At 66.5% G+C, this 21,489-nt stretch carries 17 protein-coding genes; 10 read left to right on the plus strand and 7 right to left on the minus strand.

The window, feature by feature from the left end:
- Positions 1 to 8 precede the first annotated feature (8 nt).
- The 3 genes from ML540_RS08450 to ML540_RS08460 form a co-directional block, all read right to left on the minus strand.
- Complete coding sequence (locus ML540_RS08450) at positions 9 to 578, minus strand: flavin reductase family protein (protein ID WP_243359982.1); 570 nt, start codon at positions 576 to 578, stop codon at positions 9 to 11.
- 20 nt (positions 579 to 598) lie between these two features.
- On the minus strand, positions 599 to 1,108 hold the full coding sequence (locus tag ML540_RS08455; RefSeq protein WP_243359983.1) for a nitroreductase family protein: 510 nt from the start codon (positions 1,106 to 1,108) through the stop codon (positions 599 to 601).
- Between the two features lie 99 nt (positions 1,109 to 1,207).
- Complete coding sequence (locus ML540_RS08460) at positions 1,208 to 2,074, minus strand: NAD(P)-dependent oxidoreductase (protein ID WP_243359986.1); 867 nt, start codon at positions 2,072 to 2,074, stop codon at positions 1,208 to 1,210.
- An 84-nt stretch (positions 2,075 to 2,158) separates the two neighbouring features.
- On the opposite strand from ML540_RS08460, the gene ML540_RS08465 reads away from it, so the two are divergent.
- Together ML540_RS08465 and ML540_RS08470 are read left to right on the plus strand one after the other, a co-directional pair.
- Complete coding sequence (locus tag ML540_RS08465; RefSeq protein WP_243359987.1) at positions 2,159 to 3,319, plus strand: DNA polymerase IV; 1,161 nt, start codon at positions 2,159 to 2,161, stop codon at positions 3,317 to 3,319.
- Between the two features lie 107 nt (positions 3,320 to 3,426).
- Positions 3,427 to 4,263, plus strand: coding sequence for an FRG domain-containing protein (locus ML540_RS08470; protein WP_243359988.1), 837 nt, complete (start codon positions 3,427 to 3,429; stop codon positions 4,261 to 4,263).
- Between the two features lie 39 nt (positions 4,264 to 4,302).
- Here the strand turns inward: ML540_RS08470 and ML540_RS08475 are convergent, their stop codons facing one another.
- Positions 4,303 to 6,627 carry a transglycosylase SLT domain-containing protein gene (locus ML540_RS08475; protein ID WP_243359989.1) on the minus strand — a complete coding sequence of 775 codons (2,325 nt, stop codon included), beginning with the start codon at positions 6,625 to 6,627 and terminating at the stop codon, positions 4,303 to 4,305.
- Positions 6,628 to 6,807: 180 nt separating this feature from the next.
- On the opposite strand from ML540_RS08475, the gene ML540_RS08480 reads away from it, so the two are divergent.
- From ML540_RS08480 to ML540_RS08500, 5 genes are all read left to right on the plus strand, one after another.
- Positions 6,808 to 8,595, plus strand: coding sequence for a CHASE domain-containing protein (locus ML540_RS08480; RefSeq protein ID WP_243359990.1), 1,788 nt, complete (start codon positions 6,808 to 6,810; stop codon positions 8,593 to 8,595).
- A gap of 101 nt (positions 8,596 to 8,696) precedes the next feature.
- The gene (locus tag ML540_RS08485; protein ID WP_243359991.1) at positions 8,697 to 11,936 is read left to right on the plus strand and encodes a sensor domain-containing protein; all 3,240 of its coding nucleotides are present in this window, start codon (positions 8,697 to 8,699) and stop codon (positions 11,934 to 11,936) included.
- 34 nt (positions 11,937 to 11,970) lie between these two features.
- Positions 11,971 to 12,408, plus strand: coding sequence for a hypothetical protein (locus ML540_RS08490; protein ID WP_243359993.1), 438 nt, complete (start codon positions 11,971 to 11,973; stop codon positions 12,406 to 12,408).
- A 69-nt stretch (positions 12,409 to 12,477) separates the two neighbouring features.
- On the plus strand, positions 12,478 to 12,882 hold the full coding sequence (locus ML540_RS08495; RefSeq protein ID WP_243359994.1) for a response regulator: 405 nt from the start codon (positions 12,478 to 12,480) through the stop codon (positions 12,880 to 12,882).
- Positions 12,883 to 12,931: 49 nt separating this feature from the next.
- A complete protein-coding gene (locus ML540_RS08500) occupies positions 12,932 to 14,068 on the plus strand; it encodes an NAD(P)/FAD-dependent oxidoreductase (protein WP_243359995.1) in 1,137 nt (378 codons plus the stop codon).
- A gap of 18 nt (positions 14,069 to 14,086) precedes the next feature.
- Here ML540_RS08500 and ML540_RS08505 read toward each other — a convergent pair whose 3' ends face one another.
- Entirely contained in the window at positions 14,087 to 16,717 is a 2,631-nt protein-coding gene (locus tag ML540_RS08505) for a PEP/pyruvate-binding domain-containing protein (protein ID WP_243359996.1), read from the minus strand.
- A 16-nt stretch (positions 16,718 to 16,733) separates the two neighbouring features.
- Positions 16,734 to 17,114, minus strand: coding sequence for a response regulator (locus ML540_RS08510; RefSeq protein ID WP_243359997.1), 381 nt, complete (start codon positions 17,112 to 17,114; stop codon positions 16,734 to 16,736).
- Between the two features lie 161 nt (positions 17,115 to 17,275).
- Between ML540_RS08510 and ML540_RS08515 the strand changes: the two genes are divergently transcribed.
- Complete coding sequence (locus ML540_RS08515) at positions 17,276 to 18,766, plus strand: ATP-binding cassette domain-containing protein (RefSeq protein ID WP_243359998.1); 1,491 nt, start codon at positions 17,276 to 17,278, stop codon at positions 18,764 to 18,766.
- Between the two features lie 217 nt (positions 18,767 to 18,983).
- Here ML540_RS08515 and ML540_RS08520 read toward each other — a convergent pair whose 3' ends face one another.
- Positions 18,984 to 19,748, minus strand: coding sequence for a class I SAM-dependent methyltransferase (locus tag ML540_RS08520; protein WP_243359999.1), 765 nt, complete (start codon positions 19,746 to 19,748; stop codon positions 18,984 to 18,986).
- A gap of 112 nt (positions 19,749 to 19,860) precedes the next feature.
- On the opposite strand from ML540_RS08520, the gene ML540_RS08525 reads away from it, so the two are divergent.
- Positions 19,861 to 20,673, plus strand: coding sequence for a helix-turn-helix transcriptional regulator (locus ML540_RS08525; RefSeq protein ID WP_243360001.1), 813 nt, complete (start codon positions 19,861 to 19,863; stop codon positions 20,671 to 20,673).
- Positions 20,670 to 21,434, plus strand: a complete 765-nt coding sequence (gene cysQ / locus ML540_RS08530) for a 3'(2'),5'-bisphosphate nucleotidase CysQ (protein ID WP_243360003.1) — start codon at positions 20,670 to 20,672, stop codon at positions 21,432 to 21,434. Before ML540_RS08525 ends, cysQ begins: the two co-directional genes overlap by 4 nt.
- Positions 21,435 to 21,489 lie beyond the last annotated feature (55 nt).

The following is a 21,489-nucleotide window of genomic DNA, read 5'->3' on the forward strand; positions in this document are numbered from 1 at the left end:
TCCCCAGGTTATTTCACGTAGGCGTTTCCGATGGAGAATCCGGCTCCCAGCAGCGGCCCCAGGCCGAAGTACTGGCGGGTGGCGGGCGAGTAGAGCACCGTGCCCAGCTTCTCCATGTCGATCTTGCCGTCGGTGAGGATTTCCGGGTCGGCTTTGACGTCCTTGATCTCACCCACGAACTGGGTGTGCAGGCCGAGTTCCACCACGTGGGTCAGGGCGCACTCGAACACCAGGGGGAATTCTTGGAGGTACGGGGCGCTCACCAGGTCGCTCTTCCCGGCCGAGACTCCGGCTGCGGCGAACTTGTCGGTGTCGCGGCCCGAGGCCATGCCGAAGTAGTCGGCGATCACGGCCTGGTCCTGGCGGGGAACGTTGACGGTGAACGCCTTGGAGGCCGTGATGCAGCCGTGGGTGTAGGTGGCGGCGCGCAGCGAAATGGCCAGGCACGGCGGCTTGGAACAGCAGATGCCGCCCCAGGCGATGGTGGCCCCGTTGGGTTTCCCGGCCGCGTCGTAGGCGCAGACCACCCAGGTGGGGGTGGGGGATGCCAGGGTCTTGGCTCCGAGCGATGTCTTCATGGATACGTCCTTGGTCGGCGCTACCACCGGTTGCGGTGGATGCGCTCGGGTTTGTACCGGTCCGCCCGGCCGGAGGGCTGGTCCGGGAGGCCGATGGGGATGAAGCTGTGGGGCATGACCGATTCCGGGATGCCGAGCAGTTTCCGGAAGTTTTCCACGCGCCCCTGGTCCGGGTGGACGCCTACCCACACCGCGCCCAGGCCCTGGGCGTGCAGGGCCAGGAGCAGGTTCTCCACCGCGGCGGAGCAGTCGATCACCCAGTAGCCCGGGTATTTCTCCAGGGCCGGGTCGGCGCAGACCAGGATGCCGGCCTGGGCCTGGCGGGCCATCGCCGCGTAAGGGTGGAACTCCGGGATCTTGTCCAGGATGTCCCGCTCGGTGATCAGCACGAAATGCCAGGGCTGGGAGTTCCCGGCGCTCGGCGCGGACATGGCCGCCTGGATGGCCGTCCCGATCAGGGCCGGGTCCACGGCACCGGGGGTGTATTTCCGGATGGAGCGCCTGGTGAACAGGCAGTCGAGGGTGTCCACGATAACCTCCTCAAGCGAAGTCTGAAGAACCCCGATACCCCCGGCCGGGCGTTGCGTCCAGAAACGGTCCCAAATGTAAGCGACCTTTGGCGCACGGCGTCAGATCATGCCCTCGAGCACCTCGATCACGGCGGCGAAGTCCAACTCGCCCATGCCCTTGGACATGCCCTGGTTGAAGAGTTGCAGGTTCGCAAACGCGCTGGGGGCCGGGCAGCGCAGGGCGCAGGCCGTGTCCGTGACGAACTTGAGGTCCTTGGCCATGTGCTTGAGCGGGAATTGGGCCAGGAATTTACGCTGGGTGATGAGGGGCTCCTTGATCTTGAACAGGTCGCAGCCCATGGGGCCGCCCAGCACCACCTCCAGCATGGTCTCGGCCGAGAGCCCCCCGGCCTTGCCGAAGGTGAGCATTTCCGAGAGCCCGCACATCATGTTGGACAAAAGCAGGTTCACGGCCATCTTCATCATGGAGCCCTGGGGGGCGGGGCCGCAGTACACGGTCTTCTTGCCCATGGCCGCGAAGATCGGCTCCAGGGCTTCCACTTCGTCCTTGGGGCCGCCCGCCAGGACGACCAGCGTGCCCTGCTGGGCCGGAATCTTGGAGCCCGACACCGGGGCGTCCACGAACACGGCTCCCGTGGCTTCCACCTTGGCGGCTATCTGCGCCGTGTATTCCGGGGACACGGTGCTCATGTTGACCACTTTCTTGCCCTGTCCCAGGGCGGCGGCCATGCCGTCCTCGCCCCAGAGAATGGCTTCGATGGCCTTGGGACCCGTGACCATGATCACCAGCACGTCGTTCTCCCTGGCCAGGGCCAGGGGCGTGTCGGCCACGTAAGCGCCCGCAACGTCGTCCGGCTGGGGTTTGGTGCGGTTGTAGACAGACACGGCGAAGCCTGCCTTGACGATATTGTGGGCCATGGGTTTGCCCATGATCCCCATGCCGGCGAATCCCACCTTCGGTTTCATTCGTGTTGTCCTTGGGCTATGGGTGGAAAAAAACGAGCCACGTAAGCACGTAGCCATACCAATACGGCACGGATGTCAAGGCCAATGGACGAGAGCATACGCATTCTGCACCTGGACATGGACGCCTTCTTCGCCTCGGTGGAGGAGCTGGACGACCCGTCGCTTCGCGGCAAGCCGGTGATCGTGGGCAAGGGCGACCGGGGCGTGGTGTCGGCGGCCTCCTACGAGGCCCGCAAGTACGGCGTGCGTTCGGCCATGCCCGTGGCCCAGGCCCGCAAGCTCTGCCCCAACGGAATTTTCGTCGCCGGGCGCATGCGCCGCTACGCCGAGGTGTCGCGCCAGGTGATGGCCGTGCTTAACGAGTTCTCCCCGCTGGTTGAGCAGGCCTCCGTGGATGAGGCCTACATGGACATCACCGGAACCCGCAGGCTCTTCGGGCCTCCGGAGGAACTGGCCTTGAAGCTCCAGGCGAGGGTGCGCGAGGTGACGGGGCTGTCCTGCTCCATCGGCATCGCGCCGGTGAAGTTCCTGGCCAAGATCGCCTCGGACTTCCGCAAGCCCGGCGGCATCACCATCGTCGAACCCGAGGAGGTGGCGGCCTTCCTCAAGGACCTGCCCGTGGGCAGGATTCCCGGCGTGGGCGGCAAGACCCTCCCGAGACTGACGAGCCTCGGGGTGAAGACCTGCGGGGACGTGCTGCGCTACTCGGCCCAGTTCTGGGAGGACAGGCTTGGCGAGTGGGGCAGGGTGCTGCACGCCAGGGCCAGCGGGGTCGGCTCCACGAAGATCGAGACCCACGGCGAGGCCAAGTCGTCCAGCGCCGAGAACACCTTCGAGCGCGACACCTCGGACGTGGAGGAGCTCCGGAAATGGCTGCTGCGCCAGTCCGAGCGGGTTGGGCGGGATTTGCGCAAGCACGGCCTGCGGGGGCGCACCGTGACGCTCAAGGTCAAATACGCGGATTTCAAGCAGATCACCCGCAGCCACACTGTGGACTCCCCCACCGACCTGGACGAGGAGATCTTCCGCACGGCCTGCTCCCTGCTGGACGCGGTGCCGCTGGCCAAGAAGGTGCGCCTGATCGGAGTGGGGGTGTCGAACTTCGCCAAGGGCCAGGAGCAGCTGACCCTGGTGCCGGATACGTCCCGCGAGAGGACCAGCAAGCTGGACCGGGCCGTGGACGCCATAAGGGACAAGCACGGCCGCGCGGCCGTGAAGCGCGGGCGGCTGTTCGACGGGAAATAGCAAGGTATGAGTGCTAAGATTTAATACACTCAAGTTTGAGAATATTCGGCCTCGTCAAGTGCTGATGGTAAGTTGTTTGGGTGTTAATATTTCTTAGGGGGTAGACGATGATTGGAGATATCATTGTTGATAGCTGGAACGATTTCGAAGATGAATTGGCTCGTCTAGAAGAAATGCGCTCCAGTCGGAGGGCAGGGAGTAATTTTATTTACAGAGGGCAAAGCGATGCTTCATATGAACTGGAAACGACACTTGACAGAAAACAAAGAAAAATGATGCCAATTGCTGAATACCATGGAATTATAGAAAAAATTAAACCTCAAATTGAGGTGTTTTCGGGCGGCCATTGGGATACGGCGACATTTCAAAAGAGTTTTGATGCGTGGCTGGACGACAATGATAGTTATATGCCTCATTCATTGTTGCTTAAAGAATTCAATGGTACGCTAAGATATATGTTTTGGCTGCGTCATTATGGTTTTCCATCTCCGCTTTTGGATTGGACTGGATCGCCATATATCGCTTCTTATTTTGCATTCAATGGTGCTCGTGATGGACAAGGTCATGTTGCTGTATTTGTGTATTTGGATTCGATGAGTGAGTTTAGAACGAAAAGTGGGTGGAGTGGTGAGCCTGTGATATTGAATATTGGTCCCTTTGGAGGTGCCCTTAAGAGGCATTATAATCAAAAGAGTGAGTATACACTTTGCGTGATGCGAAAGAATGAGCATTGGATTTATGCCCCATACGAAGGAATGTTTATGCCTGCTTCTGACGATTCGCAAAAATCTAGGCAAGATTTGTTGTGGAAAATAACAATACCATGGTCGAAACGAAATGAATTTATGTCTAGATTGGATAAGTATTATAATATAAATGCGTTGTCATTGTTTGATTCAAGTGAGGCTTTGATGGATACGCTGGCTTTTAGGGTGTTTTCATAATAGAAATGAATGACTGATTATTAATAGCCCACTTCTGGGCTAATATAACATGGCGTACATGGCCCGGTTGCCCAGGATGCGCTTCACGTATTCGCGCGTCTCCGTGTACGGGATGAACTCCACGAACAGCTCCTGGTCGAGCCCGCCCAAAAATTCCCGCCATACGCCGATCTTCACCCGCCCCGCGTTGTAGCTGGCCAGGGTCAGGGCCAGGTTGCCGCCGTACTCCTCGTAGCGCTCCAGGAAATAGCGCACTCCGTAGCGGATGTTCACGGCCGGGTCCCTGAGGCTTTCCGGCCTGAATCCCTTCTCCCCGTACTTCTCGGCCTGGGTTTTCGCCGTGGACGGCATCACCTGCATGAGCCCCACGGCCCCTGCCCCGGACACGGCCTCGGGCTCGAAGAAGCTCTCCTGGCGGATGAGGCCCCGGATGATGTTGGGGTCCACTCCGGTTCCCAGCAGGTTCCGCGCGATGAGGTCCTGGTGGCGGTCGGGGTAGACGATTTCCCGCAGGGGGCGAAGCTCGTCTCGCGTGCCGCGCCACAGGCAGGCCTGGAAGGCCCGCGAGGCCGCGCGCACCGCGCTCTGGTGGCTGCCGAGGCTGGTGGCCAGCCGGGCGTAGCGCAGGGCCACGGCCGGGTCCCGGGGCATGCGGGCGTTAAGCGCCGCGAGCTCGCGCTCGGCCAGTTCCGGCAGGAGCCCGGCCTCAAGGACTCCGGCCCGGTCGAAGCCCGCCCGGGCCTCGGGAGGGACGGGCGCATCGGCCAGCATGGAGCAGGCCCCGGGCACTTGAGCCGGGGCTGTCGCGGACAGCCCGGCGAGGCTCGCCGCGGCTGGCTGGGCCGTGTCCGTCCCCGCCTGCGAGGCGGGACGCGCTTCGGGTGCGGCGATGCCGGATGCGGCTTGGGGCGCATCGGCGCTGGGCGAGGCAGACAGTGCGGCCGCCGCGCCGGGGGCCGCCCCGGACCGGCCCTCGAGAGCCGCCAGCCGGGCGGCGGCCAACATCCCGTAATAGCCGTTGGGCCAGCGGGCCAGCACCATGCGCAGCGCCCCCCTGGCCTGGACGGCGTCCCCGGCGGCCTCCCTGGACCGGGCGATCCAGTAGTGCGCGCCGGGCAGGGCGTCCGAATTGGGGTAGGCAGCCAGGAACGTCGCGAGGGCAGTTTCGGCGGAGGCGAAGTCCCCCTGGGCGAAGCTCAAAAGCCCGGAAAGCCAGGCGGCCTGCTCCCTGGCCTCGGTGCCCGGCTGCCCGATCTGGCCGGGCTGACCCCCTTGACCGGATGCTGCCAACTCGTCCGCCATGGCCCGGGCGTCGCCAATGCGGCCCCGCTCCAGGCGCGAGAGCATGAGCAGCCGCCGCGACGCCTCGGCCAGGTCCGCGCCGTCCGGCAGCGTCTGGGCCCGGCGCAGGCACTGGGTCAGAAGCTCCTCCATGCGGGCCGCGTCCTCCGGGCCGGAGAACCTCCACAGGGCGCGGGCCTGGTGGTAGAGCGCCCAGGCGGCCGGGAGCGGGTCGGCGAAGAGCCCGGCCGCGTCCTCGAAACGCTGGATGGCCGCCGTGGTGTCGCGCCGGGCGTAGAGGGCCTTGCCCTCCAGGTAGAGGGCCCTGGCCGGGTCCGATCCGGGGGCGGCCCCGTAGCGGGCGATGAGGGGCTGGGCCTTGGCGGTCTGGGACTTGTCCAGCAGGGTTTCGATGCGCCCGCGCAGGCTGTCCGGAGAGTCGGGGTCGAACGAGGTTTTGCCGGAGCGGAAGAGCTCCCTGGCCAGCGGCTCGGCCTTTTCGGCGGAAAAGGTCCAGGGCGCGGCCTGAAAAAGTTCGCGCAGGTACGCCTCGGCCGTGGAGAAATCACCGGACGAGGCGGCCACGGCCGCGCCGCGCCACAGGGCGGCCGGGCGGAAGGGATGGTCGCCCTGTTCCAGGAACCGGGCGTAGCGCGTGAGGGCTTGCGGCGAGCCCATGCCCTCCAGGCAATAGGCGGAGAGGAGCAGCGCTTCCGGGGCGAAGGGCATGTCCTCGGGGGGCAGGGCGTCCAGTTCGCCGAGCGCCCCCGGGAAGTCGCCAAGGCGGAATTTGGCGTAGCCCAGGTAGAGCCCGGTCCATGCAGCCATGGCGGGCAGGCTGTTTTTCAGCGGAGCCAGGGTCTGGACGGCCTCGGGATAGCGTTTGGACAGGGCCTGCACGATGCCCAGGCACAGGGCGTTCCCGGGAGAGGCCGGGCGCGCGGCTAGCGCGGCGATCTTTCCGGCGGCGTCCGCCACGGGCTGGGAGAGCGGGCGGGGCATGGGGAAATCCTGCACGGATTCGGCCGCGAAACCGGGCGAGGCCAGCAACAACATGACGGCGAGCGCGAGAAGGCGTTTCATGAGGGGCATTCTAGGCGGATTCGGGGCGCATGGCAAAAGCGGGGGCGGCCTGGAGCCGAAGCTCCGCCCCAAGTGCGGGGCTTATGGGTTTTCGGCTGAGCATTTACATTGTTCCGTGCAGCCTGTATTCAAAAGACACAGTTGTATCCATTCCATACCGACCCAGGAATTTGCCCGGACATGGGGAAATTGAAAACCATCCTTGCGCCTTTTCTGCTCTTCGTGCTGATCATGGGCCTGGTTCACTGCCGGGTCCTTTGGCATCTCGAGGGCGAGCGGGAGGCCCTGCACCATGAGATCGAAGCCCTGTGCCTGCGCAAGAGCGCCGACCTGGGGGAGAAGTTCTCGTTCCTTCTCACCGCGCCCGGGATCGTGGCCTCCATGATCTACGCCGGAGCCGTGGAGTCGTCGTCCTTCGAGGTGGTGGCCAAGGCGGTCAGGGCCGCATTTCCGGGCGTCGAGTCCCTGGGGCTCGCCCCGGGCGGGATCGTCACCACCATCGATCCTAGGCAGGGGCGAGAACATCTGCTGGGCATGGATCTCCTGGCCGACCCGATACGAGGGTTCGGTTCCGCCGAGGCCGCCAGAACCGGCAGGGGGGCCATCACCGAGCCCTACACCCTGACCATCGGGAAGACAGGCTTTCTGGGCAAGGTCCCCGCCTTCACTCCCGGCGACTCCGAAAAACGTTTCTGGGGATTCGTTGCCGCAACCATGACCCTGGAAGGCCTGACCGCCTCGGCCGGGCTCGACGACCTCGCGGCGCTTGGGTTCGCCTACCGGCTGGAGAAACGCGGGGGCACGGCGGAGCAGATGGAGACCATCGCGGGAACGACCGGGAATCTACCTTTGGCGGCCTCCTCGGAGTTGGACATTTCTGGAGTGAAACTGCGCCTGACCATCGGCGCGGCCGCTCTTCCGGAGGGGCCCGGTTCGCACTGGGGGGACTACCTGGAAGGAACGGCCCTGGCCCTGGCGTTCTGCGTGCTCCTCTCTCTGTACCTGCGCGACAAATTCTCCGGGCGGGCTGCTCCCGTGGGGACGCAGGCTACCCCGGCCGCCAGCGACCCGGCGGCGTGCGTTGCGCCCGCCCAACCGGAAAACTCCGCGCCTGCGCGTCCGGGCGAATCGCCGGAGAGGGCTCCGGCCGCCCCGCCAGTCCAGCACCCCGAATCGGGGCTCGCTGCCCCCGGCATGCTGGAGGAACTGGCCCGGGGGATGTCCGGCAAGCGCGCGCTGGTTGCGGCGAGGTCCGCAGCGGACCGGGATGCTGTCGGCAGGATGCTGGGCGCGGCCGGTATCGTCGCCGATCTGGCCGGGAGCGGCCATGAGGCGGCCGGACTGATGGCTCGCTCGCAATACGACGCCGTCCTGGTGGATTTGAGCCTGCCGGGGCTGGACGAGGCCCTGGCGGGGATGCCCCAGGGCGAGTCGGGGGAGGGCTTGCCCGTGCTGGCGCTCGGCGGTGGAGGGGCCATCGACGACCGCATCAGGGCGCTGGAATATGGCATGGAGGAGCACCTGCCTCTGCCGCTGGACATAGCGTCGCTCCTGGCCGCCCTGCGGCCGCACCTGGCTGGCCGCGTCCCTGGCGGCGGCCAGCGGCCGCCGGCCCTGGACAAGGAGCGCGCCCTGGCTCTGCTGCTCGGCAACGCGGGCCTGTACGCGCGGCTGCTCTCGGGTTTCGCGGGAGAATACGCCCAGGCCGGACGCCACATGCGCGATCTCGTCACGGGAGGGAAGGCCCGGGAAGGCGCCATATTGGCTCACTCCATAAAAGGGTTGGCCGCCAACCTGGGAGGGGGGAGGCTGCACGCGGCTGCCCTGGACCTGGAGGGCGCGCTGGGGGCGGGTCAGACTCCGCCCCGGGCCATGCTCGACGGCTTTGAGGTCGCGCTGGATGAGTTCCTGGAGCTTGCCGTGCGGACGGCGGCCGAATTGGCCGGAAAAGCCAACCATCCGGACTGACACGGAATATTTTTTTATGGCTTTTCTGAGAGGTTGGCCGTAGGCTGCGCCTGGCATTTCAGCTCCCAAGTCCTTGCATCCGCAGTGTAATAGAGACCGCCGTGAGTGACCACCTGCGAGTCCTTATCGTCCACGCTTCCGAAGCCATTTCGGCTGATCTGGTGCGCGAACTGTCCCGGGCCGGTTTTTCGCCCGTCTACGCCCGGGTGGACACCCTGGCCGACCTGGAGTGCCGCCTGGCCACGCACGCCTGGGATCTTTTCATGGTGGGCTCAGGCCCCGCCCTGTCTGCAGCCGACACCGTGGCCTTCATGCGCCGCAGGCGCCCAAGAACCCCGCTGCTCATACTGGAAAACCCGCTTGCGGCGGACGCCCCCGGATATCCGGAGGAGCTGCGCGCCCTGGACCATGCCGGCCTCGAGGACAGGACCCGCCTGATCCAGGTCGTCCGCCGTCTCCTGGGCAGCAGCCTGCCCGACATCCCGGCCACGGACAGCGGCGACGACCTCCTCTTGCAGCAAGCCTACTTCGAGCAGCTTTTCGAAAACTCCCCCCAGGCCATCGCCATCACCAACAACGCCATCGACGTGTTGGAGGTGAACCGGGGCTTCGAGAACCTCTTCGGCTATACCCCGGTCGAAACCAAGGGACGTTGGCTGCCGAGACTCATCGTGTCCGGGGACATGATGGAGGAGTCCAACGACCTGCGCCGCAAGGCCCTCATGGAGGGCATCATCCAGCGTGAGACCGTGCGGGTGCGCAAGGACGGGACCCAGGTCCACGTGCTGGTGGTGGGCTGCCCCATCAGCGCCGGCGGTGTGCGGGTGGGGCTCTTCTGGATCTACACCGACATCACTGCCCGCAAGCAGGCCGAAGAGGCCCTGCGCGTGGCGGAACGCCAGTACCGGGGCGTGTTCCAGAACGCGGTCATGGGCATCTTCCAGGCCACGCTGGATCTCAAGCTGACCATGGTCAACCCCGCCCTGGCGGAGATACTGGGCTGCGCCTCCACCGAGGAGCTGCTGGCCCGCCCGGACATGTGCGAACTGTTCCTGGACGATCCCGAAAAGTGCGGCCAGCTCTGGAGCCTTTTGGAGACGCACGGCGCGGTGTCCGGCTTCGAGGTGCCCACCAGCCGCCGCGACGGCCAGCCCATCTGGCTGGCCCTGACCGGAAAGCTGGTGCACGGCGCGGGTGGGCAGCGCTTCCTGGAAGGCACGGTGGAGAACGTCACCGCGCGCAAGCTGGCCGAGGAACGCCTGCGCCTGGCCGAGGAGAAGTACCGCACCATCTTCGAGAACGCCCAGGAAGGCATCTTCCAGACCACCCCCTCCGGGCACTGCATTTCGGCCAACCCGGCCCTGGCGCGCATTTTCGGTTATGAATCCCCCCAGGAACTCATGGCCGGTCCCGGGGACCTCCCCAACATGCTCTACGCCGATCCCGCCCGGCGCGAGGAATTCGTCCGGGCCATGCACCGCGACGGGCAGGTGACGGATTTCGAGTCCCAGGTTTATCGCAAGGACGGCAGCGTCATCTGGATACGCGAGCAGGCCAGGCTGGTGCGCGGCGAGGACGGCGAACCGCTCTTCTACGAAGGCACGCTCACCAACGTCACCAAGCGCAAGAAGGCCGAGGAGGAGCTCACCCGGGCCGAGGCCAAGTACCGCTCCATCTTCGAGAACTCCCTGGACGGCATCTACCAGTGTGCCCCGGGCGGGCGCTACATTTCGGCCAACCCGGCTCTGGCGCGCATCTTCGGCTTCGAGTCGCCCCAGGCGCTCATGGACGAAACCGACGACCTGGACGCCCGCCTGTACGTGGACTCCACCCGGCGCGGGGAGTTCCGCCAGGCCCTGGCCAACACAGGCCAGGTGGCCAATTTCGAATCGGAGATCCGCCGCGCCGACGGCGTGCTGGTCTGGATCAACGAAAGCGCCTGGGAGGTGCGGGGCGAGGACGGGATGCTCCTGTATCACGAGGGCCACGTCCAGGACATCACCGCCCGCAAGAACGCCGAACAGCTGCTGCGCCACCAGGCCTTCCACGACGCCCTCACGGGGCTGCCCAACCGCATCCTGTTCATGGACCGCCTGGACTGGGCCCTGCACCGCTCCAAGCGCAAGCACGGCTACCGCTTCGCCGTGTTCTTCCTGGACCTGGACCGCTTCAAGATCATCAACGACAGCCTGGGACACCAGGCCGGCGACGCCCTGCTGGTGGAGGTCTCGGCCAGGCTCAAGCGGGCGCTTCGGCCCATGGACACCGTGGCCCGCTTCGGCGGCGACGAGTTCGCGGTGCTGGTGGACGACATCTCCGGCACCCTGGACGCCACCCACATCCTGTCCCGGCTCCACGACGAACTGACCCGCTCCTTCACCATCCAGGGCAGGCAGGTGTTCACCTCGGCCAGCATCGGCGTGGTGCTCAAGACCTGGACCTACGAGCGCCCGGAACACCTGGTGCGCGACGCGGACATCGCCATGTACCGCGCCAAGACCCTGGGCAAGGACCGCTACGAGATTTTCGACCCCACCATGCACCAGGCCGCCACGTCGCTTCTGCAATTGGAGACCGACCTGCGCCTGGCCGTGGAGCGTGGGGAGCTCCTGCTGCACTACCAGCCCATCGTGAGCATCGAAACGGGGAAGCTCCAGGGCTTCGAGGCCCTGGTGCGCTGGGAGCACCCCAAGCGCGGGCTCATCGCGCCCGGGGACTTCATCCCCTTGGCCGAGGAAACCGGGCTCATCCTGCCCATCGGCAGCTGGGTGCTCCGCCAGGCGTGCAGGCAGCTGGCCCAGTGGCAGAAGAGCTGGCCGTCGGCCGCCCCGCTGACCATGAGCGTGAACATCTCCGCCAAGCAGTTCATGCACCTGGACCTGGTGGCCGAGATCCGCTCCGTGCTGGACGAAACCGGCGTGCCCCCGGAATCGCTCAAGCTTGAGATCACCGAGACCAAGGTCATGGAGAACGCCGAATTCGCCTCGCGCATGCTCACCCACATGAAGGACCTGGGCGTGAAGATCAGCATCGACGACTTCGGCACGGGCTATTCCTCCCTGGCCTACCTGCACCGCTTCCCCCTGGACAGCCTCAAGATCGACCGCAGCTTCGTGGGCAAGATGGGCGAGGGTCCGGAAAACGCCGAGATCGTCGGGGCCATCGTCAACCTGGCCCACAACCTGGGGTTGGAGGTGGTGGCCGAGGGCGTGGAGCAGCACGGGCAGCTGAGCGAACTCAAGGACCTGGCCTGCCAGTACGGCCAGGGGTTCCTGTTCTCCCGCCCCGTTCCCCGGGACGAGGCCGAAACCCTCATCGCCGATCAATTCCAGGCGGTCTGATTCCAAATCCCCGCGAGATGTGCTAGCACGGGCCATGCCCAGGTCGTTGCCGCTTCTTCTTCTCTGTCTCGCGCTGTCCGCCCCGGCGTTCGCCCAGGGGACCGGAGACGTCTGGCCCACCACGCCGGGCGCGCCGCCGCCTCCCTCCATCCAGGATCGCAAGGCCAAGGCCGAACAGAAGGGCAGGGAGCTGAACGAGAAGCTCGGCGACGACGAGGCGTTGATCCGCAAATACGTGCGGCGCGGCATGGGCGTGGACGAGGTGCGCGAACTGCTGGGCGAGCCGCGCGGGTTCGCCTCGTCGGAGCGGTCCGGGCGCTACCTGTGCCTGGGCTACGGCCGGGTGTGGGTGGTCTTCGAGGACGGCGTGGCGGCCTGCCTGCGCTCGCGCCTGGAATACGTTTCCGGGTACGATTCCAACTGCCACTGCGCCGGAAACGCCTTGAACATGATCCCCTTCGGCCAACCTTGACATGGCCTCGGCTCCGGCGATAGATGTGGGCTCTCTCTCACTGCAGTCCAGCCAAACGCGGAGACGGTCATGCGTGTGCTCATCGTCGACGATGATTTCTACAGCCGCAGCTTCCTGGAGTACATCCTCCACCCTTACGCCGCGTGCGACGTGGCCGAAAACGGGGAGGAAGCCGTCATGGCCTTCCAGCGCGCCCTCAAGGACCAGAAACCCTACGATCTGGTCTGCATGGACCTGCGCATGCCCGAGATCGACGGGTCCGAAGCCATGCGCGAGATCCGCGACGTGGAGAAGGACCACGGCATCGACAAGGGCAGCCGGGCCAAGATCATCATCACGTCCGTGCTCGAGGATGCCGAGGACACCCACAACGCCATGTTCCTGGGCGAAGCCATGGCCTTCCTGCAGAAACCCATCGAGGAAAAGGCCCTGCTCACGGAGCTCAAGCGCCTGGGGCTTGTGACCGAGCACTAGGCCTCCATCGCCCCTTGCCTTCTCCCTGGCTTTCCCGCATACCGCGTATATGGGAAAGCACCTTCTGCTCGTGGGCGGCGGCCACGCCCACCTCACCGTGCTGGCCAACCTGGCCGGCTACCGCGACGCCGGGCACCACGTCACCCTGGTCAGCCCCAGCGACTACCACTATTACTCCGGCATGGGGCCGGGCATGCTCTCCGGGCGCTACCGGCCGCAGGAGTGCCGCTTCCACGTGCGCAAGATGGCCGAGGCGGGCGGGGCCACCTTCATCCGCAGCAAGGCCGTGTCCCTGGAGCCGGACCGCAACGTGGCGCGCCTGGAGAACGGCATGGCCGTGGGCTACGACGTCTGCTCCTTCAACACCGGCTCCCTGCCCCCCCACGGCGTGACCGGGTCGGGCCGCCCGGACGTGTTCCCGGTCAAGCCCATCGACAACCTGCTCGCGGCCAAGCTCCGCCTGGAGAACATCCTGGCCTTGGGGCGTTCCCCCAGGGTGCTGGTCATGGGCGGCGGACCGGCCGGGTTCGAGCTGGCCGGAAACACCTGCACCCTCATTCGCTGCGGCTGCACCGAAACCCCGGACGTGTCCATCGCCCCGGGAAGCGCGATGCTCAAGCGTTTTCCCGAGCGGGTGCGCCTGCTGGCCTATCGCTCGCTTGCCCGGAGGGGCATCAAGATTTTCGAAGGGCTGGGGGTGTCCCGCCTGAAGGACGGCCAGGCCGTGCTCACCGACGGCCTGCACGTGCCCTACGACGTGGCCTTCCTGGCCATAGGCATCCAGCCGCAGCCCAACCTGACCCGCTTCGGGCTGAAGGCCGGGCCCAAGGGCGGCATTCTGGTGGACAAGTACCTGCGAAGCGTCAGTCACCACAACGTCTTCGGCGGCGGCGACTGCGTGAGCTTTGCGCCCCGGGAGCTGGACAAGGTGGGGGTGTACCCGGTGCGCCAGAACCCGGTGCTGCACCACAACCTCATGGCGGCGCTGGAAGGGCGGGAGCTTGAGGAGTTCACCGGCTCGGAGCCGGGGTATCTCTTGATACTCAACTGCGGCGACGGCCACGGCATCCTGAGCAAGGGGCGCCTCGCCTACGAGGGGCGCACGGCCATGTGGCTCAAGGACCGCATCGACCGGGCGTTCATGACGAAATTTCAGTTGAGCGGGGAGCTTGGGGAAGAGGAGTAGGGTCGGGGAGAGGCCGCGTTACGCCATCTCCCGCATCACCTGGGACATGTGCTTCTCCCCCGACTCGCGCAGGATGTCCCCGATCTCGGTGGCGAAGCGCTGGCGGTAGTGGTTCACCAGGGCGTCGTTGGTCATGACCATGTCGATCTGCCGGGTGTGCATCAAGAGATACCCGACCACCCGCAGCCTATCGAGCATCACGTCCATGGGACCCTTGGCGTACATGGCCCGCATCTCGTCGCCCTGCATCTCCACCTGGAAGCTGTAGTTCTCCAGCACCTCGGCCACGAACCGCGCCCGTCGCATGCGCCGGTCCAGCTCCGCAGCCCCGCCCTTGAACTGGAAGCTCACGTAGTTCTCGTTCTCGCGCTCGTCCACCAGGGCCTCCACCGTGCAGAAGTGGTAGCCGAATCGCGAGCTCAAGCACATGTAATGATTGGAGATCATGAAGTAGTTGCCCTGGGCGTACTCGTCGTCCACATGGGCGATGTTCCGGTTCACCGTGGAGTGGGCCACGATGTGCATGAACCCGGCCGCGTCCACGGGCGGCGGCCCCTTCCAGGGCACGGCCACGAACCCCTCCCAGAGGGCGTGCACCGGGTCGCAGGCGATCTGCTCCATGGTGACGTACTTGCCCTTCACGTCGCTCACGAACCCGTCGTCCAGGTTCACGAAGAACCACTTCATGGGCACGCGGTACTTGAGCTGCTTGGAAGCCCGCTTGGAGAAGTGGAAGTCCTGCCCGAAGCGGAACATCTCCACGACGGATTTCTCGTGGCAGAAGCGGGTAATGTCGTGGAGCGTCTTGCAATTCTCGGGGGCGAACTCCTGGGCCGTGGGGTCGAGCATGCTCAAGGGAGCGATGTGGTCCAGCACCTCTCGCAGGATGGCGTGCATGGGCGAGTGCAGGGCCTGGTCCGTGTCGCGGGGCGGGGCCAGGGCCAGGAGGGCCTCCACGCGCCCGGCGTAGATGCCCAGGCCGTCGGCGTCCACCGTGACCACGCCCTTGTCCGACAGGGCCGCCACGGCATTCGTGAGCCCCATGATGGCGGGCACGCCGAACTCCCGGGCCACGTTGGCCAGGTGCCCGGCCGAACTGCCGCGCTCCGAGACCACGGCTGAAGCCTTGCCCAGGAGCGTGGCCCAGCGCGGCAAGGCTTCCGAGCACAAGAGCACCCCTCCCTCCGGAAAGGTGAGCATGTCCATGTCGCGGCGCACCGGGTGGACCTTCCCGGCCGCGATGCCCGGGCTGCCCGTGACCCCGCCGGACATGAGCGGCTTGCCGAACTGGCTCTCGGGGCGTTCGGCCCGGCCCGCCTCCATCTGTTGCAGGGGGCGGCACTGCAAAAGAAATATCCGCCTGGATTCGTCCATGGCCCATTCGATGTCCAGGGGCTCGCCGTAGGCCTTGTCCAGGGCGATGGCGATGCGGCCGAGCTCCAGGGCCTCCTCGTCGGTGAGGCTCGGCTGCCCGGCCAGGGGGCCGGCCTCTTCATTGCGGCACACGCCGGCCACCGGGTCGCAGACGAAGAGCCTGTCTTTCAGGGAAATGTGGCTCTCCACCAGGGCGGGGGGGTCGCCCCGACGCACCACGAACAGGTCCGAGGATACGGCCCCGTCCACCACGGTCTTGGCCAGTCCCCAGGCCGAGTGGATATACACCTCGTCGTCGCGGATGGAGAGGGGGTTTCGCGAATAGGCCACGCCCCCGGAGCGCGCGTGGATCATGGCCATGCATCCCACGCACATGGCCACGTCCTCGCTGGGGATGCCCTTGGCCAGCCGGTAGGTGACGGCCTGGGGGCTGTACTTGGAGGCCACGATCTCCTTGTAGGCGATGAGCAGGTCCTCGGGGCTGACGCCCAGCACGCTGCGGAACTGCCCGGCGAAGGACTGGCCCAGGGCGTCCTCGCCGAGGGCGCTCGAGCGCATGGAGACATGCACGGCGGGCATGGTCTTGGCCTCGAGGTCCTTGTAGGCCGAGGTGATGGCGTCGGCCACGCTCTGGGGCAGTTCGGCGCTGACGATCATCTGCTGGATCTGCGAGCACAGGGGCAGGAGCTTGGCCTGGTCGTCCGAGCCGACCACCTGGATGAGGCGGTTGATCTCGTCCTGCAGGCCGGTGTCGTTCATGAATCGGTAGTAGGCCAGGGAGGTGATGGCGAAACCCGGGGGCACGGGCAGGCCCACCCGGGTCATGATGTCGCCCAGGTTGGCCATCTTGGAGCCCACCTGGTCGGAGGTCTCGCGTCCCACCGCCTCCAGGGGCAGCGTAAGCTCCGTGGCTTCGCTGTGGGGCTGGCGGTCGAGCACCGCGGCGATCTGGGCCTGGATGTCCTTCAAGCGCTCGAAGAGAGAATCGTACTTGCCGGGGGCGATCTCGGAGAGGTGCTTGACGATGCGGAACACGTTGACCGAGGCGGCCGTGGCCTGGGATCGCACGAAGGACATGCCGAAGACGAACTGGCCGCGCAGGGCCTGCTCCATCTCGCTCATGATGCCCAGGGTCTTCTTGTTGGCCGTGAGCAGCAGCCGGAAGTTGTGGTAGCGCTTCCTGAATTCGGCCAGGATATCCTCGTCGGAGAGGCCCTGGCCGCGCCCGTCGCCTCCGAGCAGGCTTGAGAAGATGGTCTTCAGGCGGGTGAACACGTGATTGCCCCGCCAATCAGGCGATGAGGCACTTCTTCTTGTTGGCGTCCTGGATCTTGTACAGCAGTTCGTCCAGTTCCACGGGCTTCATGAGGTAGTCGAAGGCCCCAAGCTCCATGCCGCGCATGGCCACCTCAACGTTGGCGTGGGCGGTGAGCATGAGCACCTCCAGGTCGGGCTTGAGCGCCTTGATCTTCTGGAGCGCTTCGATGCCGTCCATGCCGGGCATCTTCACGTCCAGCACCACCACGTCGAGCTCCTGGGCGGCCACCACGTCCAGGGCCTCCTGGCCGGAGTGGGCCAGATGGACCTCAAGCCCCCGGCGCGCCAGGCGCTTGCCCAGGGTGTCGATGAATTCGGCCTCGTCGTCCACCAAGAGAACGGTGCAGGTGCTCACGGCATTCCCCCTTCAGCTTTTGCAGGATACAAAATGGCTTTTTCACCGGGGAAATGCAAGGCGCTTGGCGGTGTGCGCTCCCGGACGGGATCGGCGGCCCAGCCCGGGCCCGGCGCGGCGCTCTGGCCTTTTGGGCAGGGCGGGGCTATGACCTCCGGGCCATGAGTCTTGAAATCATTCTCGAGAACGTCCGGGTGAGCCGGGGCGGACGCCCCATCCTGGACGGGGTGTCCTGGCGGCTGCCTGCAGGCGGCCGGGTGGCCCTGGCCGGTTCCAATGGCGCGGGCAAGTCCACGCTTTTGCGCCTGGCGCGCGGCGAAATCTGGCCCGACCAGCTTCCCGGAGGCGGCTTCGCCGGGCAGCGCGTCTACATCGTGGACGGCCGCGAGACCGCAAGCCCCATCGAGGCCCGCCCGCGCATAGGGCTGGCGGGATCGGACATGCGAGATCTCTACCGCCGACGGGGCTGGAACGTGTCCGGCTGGCTGGTAGTGGTCTCGGGGCTCACCGACACTCCCCTGCCCTCGGGAACAGTGGGCGAGCCCGAGCGCCGCGTCGCCCTGGAGGCGCTCGAAACGTTGGGGCTTGGCCAGCTTGCCTACAAGCCGTACCTGGAGATGTCCCAGGGGCAGGCCCAGGCCGTGCTCCTGGCCCGTGCCATGGTGCGTAAGCCCGAATGGCTCTTCCTGGACGAGGCCGTGGACGGCCTGGACGCCCTCTCGCGCAAGCTGCTGGGATCGGTGCTCACGCGCCTGGCCGAGCGCGGCGTGGGCCTGTGCGCCACCACCCACCATCCGTCCAGCCTGCCCGACCTTGGTTTCGAGGCCCTGGTGCTGGAGAACGGCCGCGCCGTGATGCAGGGCTCCCTCAAAGAGGCCGCCAGGCGTCTGGCCCCCACGAGACGCACTCGCGCGGCCGCGCAGGAGCCCTCGGTGGCGCAGTCTTCAGGACCGCCGCTCATCGAGGTGCGCGGGGCCACCGTCACCCTGTCCGGCCGCGACGTGCTGGCACGCCTCGACTGGTCGCTCGCGCCCGGCGAACACTGGGTGGTGGCCGGGCGCAACGGCGCGGGCAAATCGAGTTTCGTCAAGCTCCTGGCCGGGGACCTGCACCCCGCGAGCGGGGCCATCACCCGCTTCGGCCTGCCCGAACCGGCCAGCCTCTGGGACCTGCGCGCCCGCATGGGCCTGGTCTCCTGGGAATGGCAGGCCGAGCATCCAGCCGGGTTCACGGTTCGCGACGTCCTGGTGTCGGGATTCTTCGGTAGCTTCGGCCTCTACGAGGAGCCCTCGTCCGAGATGCTGGCCACGGCCGCGTCCTGGCTGGACAAGCTTTCGCTCACCCCCCTGGCCGACCGGGAGATGACCACCCTGTCCCAGGGGCAGGCCAGGAAGACCATGATCGGGCGCGCCCTGGCCTTCGATCCGCAGGTGCTTTTGTTCGACGAGCCCCTGGGAGGGCTCGACCCTTCGGCCAGGGCCGAAATCCTGGTGCTCCTGGACGACCTGGCCGCCCAGGGCAAGCAGCTGGTGATGGTCACGCACAACCCGGCGGAGATTCCCGCCTGCGTGAACCGGGCCCTGGTGCTGGAAGCCGGGCGTGCCGTGGCCTGCGGAGCGGTGGAAGAGGCGCTGGCCGCGTACAATCCGTAGGAGGATGGGAGAGAGGCAGGGGAGATGCCTCCGGCGGCCAAAGGGCCAACGCCCTTTGGCATCCCGTATAAATTGATCGGCGCGGGGCCCCCCCGCCCCCATGACGGCCGGGCCCCCCCCGGGGGGGGGGGCGAACCCGGGGGGCCACCCGGTAAATTTGGGGGGGCGCGGCCCCCCCGGGGTCGTGGCGGGGGGCCCCCGCGCCTGTTGGGGGCGTCTAGACGGTGGCGGTCAAGGTCAGCGTGTCCACGGTGAAGCTTCCGTCCTCCTCGATCTCGAAATGCCGGGCCACCTCCCCGGCCATCCGCTCCTGGAGCGAGCAGATCGCCCGCACGGAAAGCTCCGGAGTGGCCATGCGCCGGACCCAGGAGGAGAATTCCAGGCGCAGGCGCCGCCGGATGACCGCGCCGGGCGTGAACCCCGCCTCCCGGGCTGCCCGCAGCCACTCGTCGACCGAGTAATCGCGCACGTGGGACGGATCGCGCAGGAGCTCCACAGCCTGCAGATACGTGTCCGCCACGGCCGGGCCGGGCGAGACCGTATCCATGAACACGGCGAGCCCGCCGCTTTTGAGAACCCGTCGCGCCTGCCTGAGGCAGGCCGGAAGATCGCCCCAGTGGTGGGCGCTGTAGCGGCTGACCACCACGTCGAAGGAGCCGTCGGCGAACGGCAGGCGTTGCGCCGAGCCGCGTTCGGTTGCGATGTTGTCCAGGCCGCGCTTGCGGGCCTCGGCCGCCACCGTGCGCAGCATGTCCTCCGACAGGTCGAAGGCCACCACCCGGCCCACATGGGGCGCGAGGCGGTAGCTCACATGGCCGCCGCCGCAGCCCAGGTCCAGCACCAGGGCCTGCGGGCGCTCCCCCACAAGTTCCTCCAGGTGGTCCAGGTCTTCGCCCCCGGCGTGGACGGTGCTCGCCACATAGGCTCCCGCGCGGGCGCCGAATTGTTCGCGGACAACGGTTTCATGGGCTTTGTCGGTCATGGTCGATGCCTCCTTTCCGGCAGTCTTGAGGCTGACCGTACGAGCCTGTTTACACTGGTACAAGTTTCTGATTTATCCTAGTATCAACACTGCCATGCACGCATCAGCGCCAATGCAACGCCACGCCCTGGGACAGTTCGTCCGTGCCCATCGGGAACGCCTGTCCCCGGCGGCGGCGGGGCTCCCGGTCGGCCAGCGCCGCCGCACTCCGGGCCTCCGTCGCGAGGAGGTCGCCCAGCTGTGCGGCGTGAGCACCACGTGGTACACCTGGATCGAGCAGGGCCGCGACGTCTCCATTTCCCCGCAGGCGCTGGGGCGGCTGGCCATGGCGTTCGGGCTGTCGCGGGCCGAGCGGGCCTATCTGTTCGAGATGGCCGGGAAGCGCGATCCCGAGGGCGGCGAGATCCCTGGGCCGGCCGCCCTGCCGCACGCCCTCTTCGGGGTTGTCGCGGCCATCGCCGCCCCGGCCTACCTGCTGGACGCAACCTGGACCGTGCGCGCGTGGAATCCCCCGGCATCCCGGCTCTTCGCCGGGTGGCTGGACCGCGACGCCGACAGGAACCTCCTGCGGTACATCTTCCTGGACCCGGCCGCCCGATCGCTCATCAACGGTTGGCAGGAGCGGGCCCGCCGGGTGGTGGCGGAACTCCGGGCAGACTACGGGACGAAATCGAACGATCCGGACATGCGGGGCCTCATCGAGGACCTGGGCAGCCGCAGCGCCTTGTTCGCCCGGCTCTGGGAAGAACAGGCCGTACTCGGCCGCGAGGGCGGGGAACGGACCTTCAATCATCCCGGGGACGGCTTCCTGCGCTACTCGCAAAGTACCTTCATCCTGGCGGCCCGGCCGGACCTGAAACTGGTGGTTTTGACGAAGGCGGGGGAAAGCGCCGCAGCCGATCCATCATTGGGAGAACCTTCATGACCACACTCGATTACGACTCCATCTGCGCAGTGGCCCGCCTGGCCGGGCAGGCCATCATGCAGGTCTATTCCACGGACTTCGACGTGGAGTGCAAGGAGGACAACTCCCCCATCACCAGGGCGGACAAAGCCTCCAACGAAATCATCACCCAGTCTCTCGCGGCCCTCAACCCGGACATCCCCGTGGTTTCGGAGGAGTCGCCCAAGGCCGCCTACGCCGAGCGTCTGAAGTGGAAGCGCTTCTGGCTGGTGGACCCGTTGGACGGCACCAAGGAGTTCGTGAAGCGAAACGGCGAGTTCGCCGTGTGCATCGGGCTGGTGGTGGACCGCAGGCCGGTGTTCGGCGCGCTCTACGTGCCCGTGAAGGACGTGCTGTACGCGGGCGGCCCCGGCCTTGGCAGCGTGAAATACGAAAGCGGCGAGCGGCAGGCTATCCATGCGCGCGGCCCGGAACCCGGCGAGCCGGTCGTGGTGGTGGGAAGCCGCTCCCACCCGGACGAGCGTCTGGCCGCCTACCTGGAGCGTTTCCCCGAACACCGCATGGTGGCGGCGGGGTCGGCCCTGAAGTTCGGGCTGCTGGCCGAGGGCGCGGCCCATGTCTACCCGCGTTTCAACCGCACCTGGGAGTGGGACACGGCAGCGGGGCACGCGATCATACTGGGCGCCGGGGGCAGCTTCAGCGCCATGGATGGCGGGGATTTTCTCTATAACAAGGAAGAGTTGCTGAACGGCGGGTTCGAGGCCCGGGGCTGGAGGAAGTGATAGCCGGCTGGTGATTGTCTCGGGAGAAGCCTCCGGCGGCCAAAGGGCTGCCGCC

It is taken from the genome of Fundidesulfovibrio terrae, from assembly GCF_022808915.1.
GTDB lineage: Bacteria > Desulfobacterota > Desulfovibrionia > Desulfovibrionales > Desulfovibrionaceae > Fundidesulfovibrio > Fundidesulfovibrio terrae.

What these genes read in the sequence shown, in the direction of transcription:
- ML540_RS08450 (WP_243359982.1), bottom strand. Translation starts at nt 578, where the DNA reads ATGAAGACATCGCTCGGAGCCAAGACCCTGGCATCCCCCACCCCCACC.
- ML540_RS08460 (WP_243359986.1), bottom strand. Translation starts at nt 2,074, where the DNA reads ATGAAACCGAAGGTGGGATTCGCCGGCATGGGGATCATGGGCAAACCC.
- ML540_RS08465 (WP_243359987.1), top strand. Translation starts at nt 2,159, where the DNA reads ATGGACGAGAGCATACGCATTCTGCACCTGGACATGGACGCCTTCTTC.
- ML540_RS08470 (WP_243359988.1), top strand. Translation starts at nt 3,427, where the DNA reads ATGATTGGAGATATCATTGTTGATAGCTGGAACGATTTCGAAGATGAA.
- ML540_RS08475 (WP_243359989.1), bottom strand. Translation starts at nt 6,627, where the DNA reads ATGAAACGCCTTCTCGCGCTCGCCGTCATGTTGTTGCTGGCCTCGCCC.
- ML540_RS08480 (WP_243359990.1), top strand. Translation starts at nt 6,808, where the DNA reads ATGGGGAAATTGAAAACCATCCTTGCGCCTTTTCTGCTCTTCGTGCTG.
- ML540_RS08490 (WP_243359993.1), top strand. Translation starts at nt 11,971, where the DNA reads ATGCCCAGGTCGTTGCCGCTTCTTCTTCTCTGTCTCGCGCTGTCCGCC.
- ML540_RS08495 (WP_243359994.1), top strand. Translation starts at nt 12,478, where the DNA reads ATGCGTGTGCTCATCGTCGACGATGATTTCTACAGCCGCAGCTTCCTG.
- ML540_RS08500 (WP_243359995.1), top strand. Translation starts at nt 12,932, where the DNA reads ATGGGAAAGCACCTTCTGCTCGTGGGCGGCGGCCACGCCCACCTCACC.
- ML540_RS08515 (WP_243359998.1), top strand. Translation starts at nt 17,276, where the DNA reads ATGAGTCTTGAAATCATTCTCGAGAACGTCCGGGTGAGCCGGGGCGGA.
- ML540_RS08520 (WP_243359999.1), bottom strand. Translation starts at nt 19,748, where the DNA reads ATGACCGACAAAGCCCATGAAACCGTTGTCCGCGAACAATTCGGCGCC.
- ML540_RS08525 (WP_243360001.1), top strand. Translation starts at nt 19,861, where the DNA reads ATGCAACGCCACGCCCTGGGACAGTTCGTCCGTGCCCATCGGGAACGC.
- cysQ (WP_243360003.1), top strand. Translation starts at nt 20,670, where the DNA reads ATGACCACACTCGATTACGACTCCATCTGCGCAGTGGCCCGCCTGGCC.